Origin of the sequence: Sphaerimonospora mesophila (assembly GCF_001417795.1) — a bacterium.
Classification (GTDB): domain Bacteria; phylum Actinomycetota; class Actinomycetes; order Streptosporangiales; family Streptosporangiaceae; genus Sphaerimonospora; species Sphaerimonospora mesophila.
Genome location: NZ_BCBX01000036.1, coordinates 174,491 through 187,287 on the forward strand (window position 1 = coordinate 174,491; position 12,797 = coordinate 187,287).

Here is a 12,797-nt window from a genome sequence, read left to right on the forward strand (position 1 = left end):
CCGCCCGAATCCAGGCGGGCCACATTCATGCTAGGCCATCATGGCCAGCGAGGTGGCATCACGTCGCGATCAGCGGCAAGCGGATTCGCGTACACCCAGAACGGGTCGTTGCCGAGTCGCCGCATCTGCTGATAGAACAGGCCCAACTGGTTGCCCGACTTTCGATTGTCCGAGTGGGAAATGTATCTAGCGGAGAAGTTTCCATTGGCTGACAGGGAGCCTTCCTTCGTGCTGGCGAAGGGGAACTCATCGCAGTCCAACTCATCTTGCTTGGGCTTTACTGTAGGCCACTTCTCTCGGCATTTGCTGATCGAATACGCGCGGTTTTTCGCTATCGTACCACTCGGCGCCTCGTCTGGATCTTCCAGTCCGGGAACGGCTCCCTCGAGTGTGCGATGCAGCACGCCATAAGGGGCACGGCCAGGGACCTTCTTCCCATTCATGATCGGTATCGTCCATTCGGGATGATAGTATGCATCCCACACATGCTTGGCCGATTCCTTAATGCTGATGCTCTTGGTAGCATCGAAGATCAATACGGGGGTGACGTCGGTGAGAGCGCAGCCGCCTGTATATTTCTCGATCAGATCCGAAGTGTCACATCTGACGACCGGATGCTGAATTTTAGTATCGCGCGATACGTCACCGCCGGGGGTAAATGGGGTTCTGGGTGACATGAATCCCAGAGTGGGGACGATCGCGCATGTACTTAAGAGATGCTTTCCTGTTCCGCTGATTTTGGGCGAGTGAATCGTCCATTCAGCTTCGGCGTTGTTCATCCATTCTGTGAAAAGGGAGTTTTTCCCGGGAGTCCCGTTGTCTTGGGGGCCGTCTTTGACCTGACACTTGCTGCTTACTGTGATGCCCGCCCTGAGGGTCATCGGATAGAAATAACTCAGATCGCCCTTGTATTGGACGCCGGTGATACGCCACGTGAACGTGATATCCCGACTTTTCTTTCCTGTGGGCTTATCCGTCTCGGCGTTGTTCGATCCTTTCTTCCCCCCGGCATAGGTATAGGCCCGAGCGGCGAGAGTGAAGTCAACCTGACCCCTCCATTCCTCGCGGATTATTTGTCCCGTTTTTCTGTCGACTACACGGAGATAAATCGGGAATCCATACCTCTTGGCGGCACACCAGTTGTAGGGGTTTGTAGTGTGACCGAAGCTGGTCGTACTGTCTGCTCTCGCTCTATTAACCTGGGCGAGTAGATCTTTGTAGCACGAACCCCAATCGACTCGGTGATAGGGAAAGGTTTTGGGTGCGAGTGCTACTCCTGCCTTCGAGGGCTTGGGAACGGGATTCTCCGTGGTAGTACCTGTGGCTCTCGCCCGGATAGTCATGCTGCTCCAGCGAGACCAGGGCCCGGTTATACCGCCGGTTATAGCGCGACTATGCCAGCGGACCTTCCAACCGTCAGCCAGTTTCCCCTTCGGGACCTGAGCGACTGCAGTGGACTTTGAAGGTACATTGTCGACGGATCCGGACCATATCACCCCCGTACCTTGGGAATGTTCCCTTACATCGTGTTCGACCTCGAACTCGAAAGTTGAAGGACGGCGCAGAGGATCAGACACCTTTGCTTGCAGTTGAGGTGTTATCGACGTGACGATCTTACTATTCCCACCGATAACGGAACGATTCCATACCTTACTCACGGCCGGCACGGAAGCGGGGGTTTTCGCGATCGAGGATGAGTTCGCTTTCGCGCTCATCCATTCGATTATAGAGAACGACCAAGCGAACGGTTCTATCGCATTTCCTGCGGCATCCCTGGCTCCGGTAACCTCCGCATAGTATATGAAGTCCAAGGAGGTGCTGGGTGTGAATGTGAGCACCGTGTTGGTGGCGTTCATTGACATGCTGCCTGGAACATCACTTCCAGTGAACGGCTCTGTCAGTGAAAATTTTGCGGCAGTGACAGGTTCGCTAAATGTCACTCGAACCTGTGTGTCAGGCGGAACGTCTTCCGACCCGTCCTTTGGGCTTACGTCGATCACGGTAGGAGGTGTCGTGTCCGCTCCATCAGTTGGTGTTGGAGACGGCGTCGCCGCCGGACTGGGAGCGGTGCTATCGACGTAGGTCACTTTCAGTACTGGCGAACGAGTAGGAGATTCGGCTTCCGAAGCTTCCCAGCCTCGGTCGTACTCAGGCGCCGAGGCGGACTCATCAGCTCCTCGTAGTAACAAGCCATAATTACTTTGCCCCGATGCCCATGCTTGCACGATCTCGGTTATCGGCCAACTCCAGACGGTTGGACCGCCGCTCGGTGCAACTCCTGAGCATTCACCCGGATCCCGGGCCAGCGATTCTCCATTGGCTGTAGCAGAGGGCTGGTTGTCCCAGCTAAGAGTGTCAGCGCTCCACTCTGCGGTCACGCGTTGTACTTTTATACCCGAGGTGCTGTTACCACAGCCGTAGGCTTCGGTGTTCCACAGCTCGAGCTTCGCATCGGTGACAGTCTTGCCCGCGAGAGACGAGGCATCGAACTTAAGGTAGGCACGATCAATCGCCTGAGATGAGTCGTAATCGTCGTCGTATACCCCAGCCCAGAAGGTGGATCCGTCAGTTTCTACTGAGCCCCAGTTGTCGATCCACATGTCCACCTGAACTGGTAGGGAAACTGTGTGTTCGGTGGGGGACTCTGTGGGAGTGGGTGACGGGCTGGTTACTCCTCCGCCAGTCGTGAATGACCACGTATATCGCTCATTAAGCTTATTGCCGCTGGCGTCCTGAGCTCCGCTCACCTCGACCACATAGACGGTGTTCTCTGTCAAAGCTTGGCTCGGTATGAAGATCACCGTCTTTTCCTCGCCGGCCATGGCAGATTCCCCTGATACGATCGTACCGTTGGAATCCCTAACGGTGACCAACACCTCCGAGACCGGTTCATCAAATGTCGCCTGAATGAACTGATCCGTGCTCACATTGGTGGCTGATGCCAAGGGAAGCGTGTCGATGACAGACGGTGGCGTCTCGTCTGAAGCCGGTGGATCTTCTTCAGAGAGATCGATCAAATCGTCTGGATCGACTTCGTAGGTATCAGTGGCTTGCTCCATCATGGCTTGAGCTTGTTCGAGCGTCACGTCTGGAGCGGTAGGCGGGATTGGATCCGTGTTGAGCTGGTTGGCTATCGCTTCTTCATAAGGGATTTGCCCCTCATCAGAAAGATTTTCACGTACCGTGGGGATCACGACTTCTTGCGTGATGGTATTTGGCTCGTACTCGATGATGAGCGTGGGAGGGTGACGGTAGCCCGGGTACGGTGCACCACCGCTGTATTCGCTGGAGTAGTACTGACGCCAGTTGATCGCTGCGGTCTCGCTGTAGGCTCGCAGCACCAGCCCTTCGTTGGGTACGCCCTGTTCGATCCAGGCGCGGGCCATGGTTTTGACCTGATGCCACAACGCCTCGTCCTTCGCGCACCAGATGCCGCTGGCGTCGTAGTTGTAGCCGGCCTGGTTGAGTCCTTCGGTGCCGCCGGCTCTGGTCGGCTGGTGGTTCCAGTCCAGAGTCCCGGTGTCCCAGTAGGAGGTGACCCGCTGGGCGACGATGCCCGACCCCAGGGTTTCACCGCACAGGGCCCCGTTGGGGCCGCCGGACTTGTAGTTCCAGATGATCAGGTCGGCATCGACGACGGTGGCGCCCTCCAGTTCCGGGGCGTCGAGGTCGTACCACAGGTACACGCGGGCGATGTCCGCGCTGGTGGAGGTGGTGCCTGCGCGTAGCCATCCGTCCGCGGCGTGGTTGCTGTAGGGGTCGTTCTTGTTGACCCAGGCGTCGTCGGGTTGTCCGCCGCCGAACCATTCGGAGGCGGCGGCGATGGTCACCGGGTAGGTCACCGTCGGGTCGGCCAGGAACTTGGCGTCCGGGGTGAACACCAGCTCCGATGTCGCGCCGGAGATCTCCACGTGCGCGTCGACCCGGGAGGTCTTGCCCTGCTCGGGGCCGGCTTCCACCTTGGCGTCCATCGCCGTGAGCACGATCGGCGCCGCCGCCGCCTTACCCTTGGCGTCCTTCAGCTGCGGCAACCCCTGGGGTGTCTTACCGAACGTGGTGCCCTTGGGCAGGGTGAGCGGCAGGCGTACGGTCACCGGGCCGGTCGGCTTGTGCCGGAAGACCACCTGGGAGACGAAGCCGTCGCCTTGGGCGATCACCACGAGGTCCGCCCCCGGCGCCACGGCGTCGGGGTAGGTGATCGTGTTGCCGGAGATCTTCGGTTCCGGCAGCGCCCGGGTCACCCCCAGGCCGCTCGTGCCCTGCTCCCCCTTCGCCGATACCAGGTGCTTGGTCCCGCGCCCGCCGAAGGTCAGCGGTGATTTGACCCGGGCGGCCTGCAGCTTGCCGTCGCGGGTCACGATGCGGGTGTCGATGGGTTCCCATGCGCCGCTGGCGGGGTTCTTGAGTTGTACGGGCCGGGTGTGCAGCTCGGCGCGCAGATGCTTGCCGTCGGGTTCGCCCAGACCTTCATCCTCTCGGTGGACCGGGCGGGGACCTCCACGGGCTTACCGGACTTGGCCGCTTTCTCCCAGGCGGTTTTGAGGTCTGGGTCCGATGTGGCATCGGGTTGTGTTGCCGGTGCGGCGGAGGAGGAGGTCGGGGGTGGTGTGGGGGCCTGTGCGGTCGCGGGTGCGCTCATGAGCGAGAGCGGCAGCATCAGTGCCGTGATCAGGGCAGCGCGTTGACGCGTCCGGATGGATAAGCCGGACGATGATCGGCGTGTCTTCACTCACAGCCTTTCGAACAGATACGAACAAAACCGGAGTGATCATGACATAAGGAAGCTATAAAAGTAAAGATCGTTTTCAGTAACGGGAAAGCCCTGCTCCGTCACGACAGCTGATCGCTGAGAAGCCCTTTACCCATGCCGTCAGGGCTGCCCGCCAGTACTCCGGCACTCTGGGCGGGATCGGATTGTGCGAGGTGGCCGTGCACCTGTTGTGCAGCACGACGGCCGGCCACGTGCTGATCGATCGTGGTTTCTTCCCGCCAAGTGCGTGAGCGGCGATGAGGAACGCCGACGTTCAGGCGCGGCTCGAACGCCGGCATCGCACCGACCAGGTCGGCGTCCTCCTCCGTGTGCGCGGTGGCCAAGTAGTCCCGCACCGTGCCCTCGCCCGAAAATCTCCTGCGCGGCACCGACGACAGGGTCAATACGTAGCGCATGCCGGGCAGCTCCAGCTCCCGGCGCTCGCGACTTCGCTTGCGGTCCTCGCTCCCTTCCGCTCCGCTCCCTCGAACCCAGTGAACGCCGGTGAACGCCGGTGGACGGCCCGTTAGTCGGCCTTGACGGAGACGGGGTCGAGCCAGCCGAAGGGCGTCAGCTTCGCCGCCGTGACGCGGCTCGAATAGCCCGCCGTGTCCTGGGTGAACCACAGCGGGATGAACGGCAGATCGTGGGCGATGATCGTCTCCGCCCGCATGTAGTACTTGAGCGCAAGAGACGGGGACACCTGCCGGTCCGCGGTCTTGAGCAGGGCGTCGAACCTCTTGTTCCGGAAGTTCGTGTAGTTGTACGAGCCGCCCGTCGAGTACATCGGCCCGAGGACGTTCTGGATGTGGGGGAAGTCGAGCTGCCAGCCCATCTGGAGCATCCCGTTCAGCTTTCCGGCCGACGCGGCCTTCGTGAACGCGCTGACCGTGGGTTTCGCCTTCGGTACGACCTTCAGCCTGCCGCCGAACGTCCGGTTGATGCTCGCCGCCACCTCGGTCACCCAGGCACGGTGGCCGCCGTCCGCGTTGTAATAGAGCGGAATGCTCGCCGGCAGCTTGAATCCCTTGACCTGCGACAGGACTCTGCGGGCGCGGGCCGGGTCGTACGTGCAGGCCAGCCCGCAGCTTTCGCGGCGTGCGCCTTCGGCGATCGGCGGGACCCACGAGCGTGCGGGCACCCGCATCCCCTTCCAGAGCCGCTTGGCGATGCCCTCCCGGTCGATCGCCATCGATATCGCCCAGCGGACGTCGTAGTTCGCCGCGATCTTCCGGGGAATGCCGATGCCGGTGATGACGTTGCCCGGCCGGGCGATCACACGGCCGTCCAGCTCCTTCTTGTAACCGGCTCCCTTCGAGTAGGGGATGGTGCCGAGGAAGTCCAGGTCGCCCGCGAGCAGGTCGCGGTAGGCGGCCTCGTCGTTCCGGTACGTCCGGTAGGTGATCTTCGAAACGTACGGCTTGGCCGTACCGGCGTAGCCGTCGAACCGCTCGACCACGTACTCGCCCCCGGGGGACCATTTGACGACACGGAAGGGGCCGTTTCCGATCGGCTTCCTGGTGAGCGACGCGGGGCTCTTCAGCACGGAGTCGGGCAGCGGGGAGAATGCGACGTGGCCCAGCTTCTTCAGGAACGGTCCGAACGGCTTGGTGAGCTCGATCGTGAACGTGTGGTCGCCGGTCACCTTCAGGCCGGACATCCTCCGCTTGCCGTACCCCTTGATCTCCTCGAACAGGAAGGCGTTCATCGCCTTCCCGCCGTTGGCGGCCAGGTTCCACGCTTCGACGAAGTTGCGCGCCCTGACCGGGGTGCCGTCGTGGAACTTCCAGCCCTTGCGCAGCGTGACGCGGAACCGCCGGTTGTCCTTGGTGGTGATCGACTTGGCCACGCCGTACCGCGACCGGGAGGTCCCGGGGACGTACTCGATCAGGCCGGTGAACAGCGCGTCCAGCACGTCGCCACCGCAGGGGACCGCGTTTCCTGGTGTAATCGTGTAATAGAGGTCGCAGGTCGCGACCGTGATCTCCGTGTCGCCGGTCGCGTGTGCCGGGTTCGCCGCCGCCTCCAGCGTGAGACAGGCGAGCAGGGAGATCGCCGCCGCCCCCGCGGACTTTCGCTTGGCCACGAGATCCCTCCTGAATGTGATGCGTAGAAGGAGATCATCCTAGAGCCGGTGATGGCCCTTCGGGGGTTTTATGGCGAATGGGCATGCCTGTGGCGGGGTGGGCGAGATGCCGACCGGGCGGGACAGGCGTCGGCGTAATGTCGATTACGTGGATGCGGAGCAACAATTTCAGGCATGGTTCGCCGGACGGCTTCCGGACGACTGGTTCACCGGACCTCCCGAGATCGTGCTGGACCGCGAGGAGATCGCCGTCGTCGGCACGCTGCCGCCGCCCGCCCTGGCGGAGGGGATCGGTGATCTGGAACGTGCCGCCGTCGTCGAGGGGTACGTCGAGCGCTTCCGGGAGGAGACCCGGGAGCGCCGCATCGACATCGCGCGCGAGGCCGAGCACCGGTTCCGCCGCAAGGTCTCCTGGGGCGTCGTCGCCGAGGGCGAGACCGTGATGTTCACCACTCTGTCGGTGCCGGTCATGACCCGCCTCCGCCAGCCGGAGCGACAGGTGCTCGACACCCTGGTCGCCGCGGGCGTCGCGCGCAGCCGCAGCGACGCCCTCGCGTGGTGCGTCAGACTCGTCGGCAGGCACACCGACACCTGGCTCGCTGACCTGCGAGATGCCCTCAAGCATGTGGACCGGGTCCGGTCCGCCGGTCCTGGTCCGTTGGACTAAACCAATTCCATAAAAGGCCTAGACCATTGGCAATGGCCTATACCAATGTGTAACTCCCGGCAGGAGGGTAGAGAAAAGGGGACGTTTCTTTGAAGGTGGCCAATGTGGGTAAGGTTTCCCGCACATCATCGTCCTGCCTGGTCAGAGCTGAGGTGAATCGCCGGGCCTGGGGGTCGTGGCGGCCCGTCCATTAGCGCGGGAAAGTGCGGTCCACGGGAACGCATGGTCTACGCCAATTGGATCGGGCGGCGATTCATGGCCGATGATGACGTGGCCCTGCGAGAATGAGGAGCCGTCCCTGTGTCCGTTTCCATTGACGTACCCGTACCTACCGCTCACGCCGAACTGGCCGCCTGGGTAAAGCAGATCGCCGCGCTCACCCGGCCCGACCGGATCCACTGGTGCGACGGCTCCGAGGCGGAGTGGACCCGCCTGACCAACCTGCTCGTCGAGCAGGGCACGTTCACGCGGCTGGCCAAGCGGCCGAACAGCTTCTATGCGGCCTCCGACCCGAGCGACGTCGCCCGGGTCGAGGACCGGACGTTCATCTGCTCGGAACGGCCGGAGGACGCGGGTCCGACCAACAACTGGATCGCTCCCGCCGAGATGCGCCGGACGTTCGACGAACTTTTCGACGGCTGCATGCGGGGCCGGACGATGTACGTGGTGCCCTTCTGCATGGGCCCTCTGGGCGGCGAGATCTCCCAGCTCGGCGTGGAGATCACGGACTCTCCGTACGTCGTGGTCTCGATGCGCATCATGACGCGGATGGGCGAGGAGGCGCTGCGTCTGATCGAGGAGCGGGGCGACTTCGTCAAGGCGGTCCACTCCGTGGGCGCCCCGCTGGAGCCCGGCCAGGCCGACGTGCCCTGGCCGTGCAGCCAGACCAAGTACATCAGCCACTTCCCCGAGACCCGGGAGATCTGGTCGTACGGCTCGGGCTACGGCGGCAACGCGCTGCTCGGCAAGAAGTGCTACGCGCTGCGGATCGCCAGCGTGATGGCCCGCGACGAGGGCTGGCTGGCCGAGCACATGCTGATCCTGAAGCTGACGCCGCCGGACGGCGAGGCGCGCTACATCGCGGCGGCCTTCCCCTCGGCCTGCGGCAAGACCAACCTCGCCATGCTGCAGCCCACGATCCCGGGCTGGAAGGTCGAGACGATCGGCGACGACATCGCCTGGATGCGCTTCGGTCCGGACGGCCGACTCCACGCCATCAACCCGGAAGCCGGCTTCTTCGGCGTGGCGCCGGGCACCGGCCGGTCGACGAACGCCAACGCGATCGAGACGCTCTGGGGCAACAGCATCTTCACCAACGTCGCGCTCACCGACGACGGCGACGTGTGGTGGGAGGGTCTGACTGACGAGCCGCCCGCGCACCTGACCGACTGGAAGGGCCGGTCGTGGACGCCGGACTCGGCCGAGCCGGCCGCCCATCCGAACGCCCGGTTCACCACCCCGGCCGGACAGTGCCCGACGATCGCTCCGGAGTGGCAGGACCCGGCGGGCGTGCCCATCTCGGCCATCCTGTTCGGCGGCCGCAGGGCGACGGCGGTGCCGCTGGTCACCGAGTCGTTCGGCTGGCAGCACGGCGTGTTCCTGGGCGCCAACGTGGCCTCGGAGAAGACCGCGGCCGCCGAGGGCAAGGTGGGCGAGCTGCGCCGCGACCCGTTCGCGATGCTGCCGTTCTGCGGTTACAACATGGGCGACTACTTCGGGCACTGGCTGAAGATCGGCAAGGCGGCCGACCCGGAGAAGCTGCCGCGGATCTACTACGTCAACTGGTTCCGCAAGGACGCGTCCGGCCGGTTCCTGTGGCCGGGCTTCGGCGAGAACAGCCGGGTGCTCAAGTGGATCGTCGATCGGCTGAACGGCCGGGCCGAGGCCGTACCGACCGCGATCGGCAACCTGCCGGCCGACCTGGACACCGAGGGTCTCGACGTCGCCCCGGAAGACCTCGAGATCCTGCTGGGCGTCGATCCCGAGGTGTGGCGGGAGGAGGCCGCGCTGATCCCGGCCCACTTGGAGACCTTCGGCGACCACCTGCCCAAGGAGCTCTGGGACGAGTACCACGCCCTCGTGGAACGGCTCGGCGGGCAGGGCTGATCGCGTTTCCACGTGTCCGGCGCTACGGGGCACCCGGCGGAGCGGCCGCCGGGTGCCCCTGCTTTCTGCGGGGAGGTGATTTTCCCGGGGAGGCCGGTCGGCGAGGGGGAGGCGGGTCGTCGCGGGGAACGCCTGGAACGGGCACGCCGTCATGCCCCCGATAATTGAGTGATCGAGTTCACCCGGACCCGACGATGAGACCGGTCGTGAGGAAGAGGGCGGCATGAGCGTGCGCGATCTCGTGTACAAGCTGTACGAGCGCAGGCTCGAACGGAAGCTGTCCCCCACTCAGATCCCCCGGCACGTCGGCGTGATCGTCGACGGAAACCGCAGGTGGGCCCGGGCCATGGGTCTGCACGACGTGAGCCGCGGCCACCAGAAGGGCGCCGACAAGATATCGGAGCTGCTGGTGTGGTGCCGGGAGGCCGGCGTCGAGTACGTGACGCTGTGGCTGCTGTCCACCGACAACCTGTCCAGGGACCGCTCGGAGCTCGAACCCCTGCTCGATGTCATCGAGGGACTCGTACAGAACCTGGTCGACCAGGGGTGGCACGTCACCCCGATGGGCTCGCTCGACCTGCTGCCCGATCACACCGCTCGAGTGCTCAAACAGGCGAAAGAAACCACATCCCACCGCCCTGGGCTGATTGTGAACGTTGCGGTTGGGTATGGAGGAAGACGTGAGATCGCTGATGCGGTGCGCTCCCTCCTCCAGGAGCAGGCCAGCAAGGGCGCGAGCATCGAGGAGCTCGTCGAGGTCCTCGACGTCGAGCACATCGCAGAGCATCTCTACACGCGCGGACTGCCCGACCCGGACCTCGTCATCCGGACCTCGGGAGAGCAGCGACTCTCCGGATTCCTGCTCTGGCAGAGCGCCCACTCCGAGTTCTACTTCTGCGAGGCCTACTGGCCTGACTTCCGCAGAGTCGATTTCCTGCGGGCGCTCCGCTCGTACGCCGCGCGTAACCGTCGGTACGGATCCTGACACGTATCGCGAACGACACCCTGCGGCTACTCTTTCGCCGTCGGGCGATTGGCTATTGGGTCTGAGGGATTCGTTCCGTACCGTGGTAGGTAAGCGACCGCCGCTCCGATGGGCGGTCCTTACCTCGGGAGAGGGCCCGTCCTTGCGCCATGACACAGCGAGGCGGGCCGGGGTCCCGGCCCGCTTCGGCAGGCGATGGGCCCGGTCCGTTCACCACCAGTCAAGGCAGGGCGCCTCCGGCGCCCGGGGGAGAACGCGTGGCAGAGTCCTCGAGCAACCCGTCCGCATCTCGCACCTACGTTCTGGACACCTCGGTCCTGCTCGCCGACCCGGCGGCGATGAACCGCTTCGACGAGCACGAGGTCGTCATCCCGATCGTCGTCATCACCGAGTTGGAGGCCAAGCGGCATCACCCCGAACTGGGGTACTTCGCCCGCGAGGCGCTCCGCTTCCTCGATGACCTGCGGGTGCGGTACGGACGCCTGGACGAGCCCATGCCGATAGGCGATGGGACCATCCGGGTCGAGCTCAACCATAGTGATCCATCGATTCTCCCGGCGGGCTTCCGCCTGGGTGACAACGACACCCGCATCCTCACGGTCGCCCAGAATCTGGCGGCCGAGGGAAAGGACGTGGTGCTGGTTTCGAAGGATCTTCCGATGCGGGTCAAGGCGGCGTCCATCGGCCTCGCCGCTGAGGAGTACCGCGCGGGAATGGTCGTCGAGTCGGGCTGGACCGGCATGGCAGAGCTCCAGGTCACCAGCGACGACCTGGCGGCGCTGTTCGAGAACGGCACGGCCGAGCTGGACGAGGCCCGCGATCTGCCCTGCCACACCGGTCTGCGGCTGCTGTCCAGCCGCGGTTCCGCGCTCGGCCGCGTGCTGCCGGACAAGTCGGTACGGCTGGTGCGCGGCGATCGAGAGGTCTTCGGCATGCACGGCCGGTCGGCCGAGCAGCGGATCGCGCTCGATCTGCTGATGGATCCCGAGGTCGGCATCGTGTCCCTGGGCGGCCGGGCCGGCACCGGCAAGTCGGCGCTCGCGCTGTGCGCCGGCCTGGAGGCCGTGCTGGAACGCCGTCAGCACCGGAAGGTCATCGTCTTCCGCCCGCTGTTCGCCGTCGGCGGTCAGGAGCTCGGCTACCTGCCCGGCACGGAGAACGACAAGATGGGCCCGTGGGCGCAGGCCGTGTACGACACGCTGGGCGCGGTGACCAGCCCGGAGGTCATCGAGGAGGTCCTGGACCGCGGGATGCTCGAGGTGCTCCCGCTGACCCACATCCGCGGCCGCTCCCTGCACGACGCGTTCGTGATCGTGGACGAGGCCCAGTCGCTGGAGCGCGGGGTGCTGCTCACCGTGCTGTCCCGGATCGGCGCCAACTCCCGGGTCGTCCTCACCCATGACGTCGCCCAGCGCGACAACCTGCGGGTGGGGCGGCACGACGGAGTGGTCGCGGTGGTGGAGAAGCTGAAGGGCCACCCGCTCTTCTCGCACATCACGCTGACCAGATCCGAGCGGTCGCCGATCGCCGCGCTGGTGACCGAGATGCTGGAGGACATCACGGTCTGATCGGATCGATCATGGTGGGAGACGGCCGTTCTTCGGGGCCAGATCCCAGAACTCCCGGCAGGTGTGGGTCTTCGCCGGCCCGGCGCTCTCGGGAGTGACATGAACGATCTCCACGGCCCAGATCTCCGGTCGGAGCCGAGCCGTACAGGTGATCTGGGCCAGCGCCATCCTGGAGATCTTCCAACCGTTGATCGACAGCCGCAGGCGCAGGCTGGTGACGCCGTCGGGATCGTTGTGCCGCTGCGGGTCGGGCACGTTGCGCAGGAGCTGGATCTGCGTCGGCGTGAGGCCGGACAGCATGGTGGTCACGCCGTTCGGCACCCGCCGTTCCGTGTCGAAGAGGGCGGTGATGATGTCGCGCGCCTGCGGCGACGGCACGGCCACCGTCATGGGCCACAGCCTGCCGTCCCGGACCAGATAGATCCCGACGAGGGTCGGCGTGCTGTTGATGACGGGGGCCGGTCCCGAGTCGATCACGCCGGTGGCCGCCACGCCGCATCCGGCCACCGGCAGCGTCACCGCGGCGAGCAGGGCGGCGACCACGCGCCGAGCCGCATGGACCGGTCGCACGGCCACGTCGCGACCGGTCGGGCCGGGTCGTCTCGCGTCATGCCGGGTCATATCGCTCACGTCGC

Annotated in this window: 8 protein-coding genes; 4 read left to right on the forward strand and 4 right to left on the reverse strand. The window is 64.6% G+C overall.

Annotated elements, in window-relative coordinates; translation table 11 throughout:
• Window positions 1–38: 38 nt before the first annotated feature.
• The 3 genes from AP234_RS35055 to AP234_RS16735 form a co-directional block, all read right to left on the reverse strand.
• Window positions 39–4,358: a DNRLRE domain-containing protein gene (locus AP234_RS35055; RefSeq protein ID WP_083502171.1), complete on the reverse strand. Its 4,320-nt coding sequence runs from the start codon at window positions 4,356–4,358 to the stop codon at window positions 39–41.
• A 472-nt stretch (window positions 4,359–4,830) separates the two neighbouring features.
• A complete protein-coding gene (locus AP234_RS16730; RefSeq protein WP_055480587.1) occupies window positions 4,831–5,166 on the reverse strand; it encodes a hypothetical protein in 336 nt (111 codons plus the stop codon).
• 110 nt (window positions 5,167–5,276) lie between these two features.
• Window positions 5,277–6,836 (reverse strand): peptide ABC transporter substrate-binding protein, encoded by a 1,560-nt coding sequence (locus AP234_RS16735; protein WP_055480588.1) that lies wholly within the window; start codon window positions 6,834–6,836, stop codon window positions 5,277–5,279.
• Between the two features lie 148 nt (window positions 6,837–6,984).
• On the opposite strand from AP234_RS16735, the gene AP234_RS16740 reads away from it, so the two are divergent.
• The 4 genes from AP234_RS16740 (at window position 6,985) to AP234_RS16755 (ending at window position 12,162) form a co-directional block, all read left to right on the forward strand.
• A complete protein-coding gene (locus tag AP234_RS16740) occupies window positions 6,985–7,503 on the forward strand; it encodes a hypothetical protein (RefSeq protein WP_431998707.1) in 519 nt (172 codons plus the stop codon).
• Window positions 7,504–7,803: 300 nt separating this feature from the next.
• Complete coding sequence (locus AP234_RS16745) at window positions 7,804–9,609, forward strand: phosphoenolpyruvate carboxykinase (GTP) (protein WP_083502173.1); 1,806 nt, start codon at window positions 7,804–7,806, stop codon at window positions 9,607–9,609.
• Window positions 9,610–9,832: 223 nt separating this feature from the next.
• Window positions 9,833–10,594 (forward strand): isoprenyl transferase, encoded by a 762-nt coding sequence (locus AP234_RS16750; protein ID WP_055480589.1) that lies wholly within the window; start codon window positions 9,833–9,835, stop codon window positions 10,592–10,594.
• A 257-nt stretch (window positions 10,595–10,851) separates the two neighbouring features.
• Entirely contained in the window at window positions 10,852–12,162 is a 1,311-nt protein-coding gene (locus AP234_RS16755) for a PhoH family protein (protein WP_083502174.1), read from the forward strand.
• Between the two features lie 9 nt (window positions 12,163–12,171).
• Here AP234_RS16755 and AP234_RS16760 read toward each other — a convergent pair whose 3' ends face one another.
• On the reverse strand, window positions 12,172–12,792 hold the full coding sequence (locus AP234_RS16760) for a hypothetical protein (protein ID WP_152990454.1): 621 nt from the start codon (window positions 12,790–12,792) through the stop codon (window positions 12,172–12,174).
• Window positions 12,793–12,797 lie beyond the last annotated feature (5 nt).

Excerpts from the sequence above, each read along its gene's own strand:
- AP234_RS16730 (WP_055480587.1), bottom strand. The coding sequence starts at position 5,166 with ATGCGCTACGTATTGACCCTGTCGTCGGTGCCGCGCAGGAGATTTTCG.
- AP234_RS16750 (WP_055480589.1), top strand. The coding sequence starts at position 9,833 with ATGAGCGTGCGCGATCTCGTGTACAAGCTGTACGAGCGCAGGCTCGAA.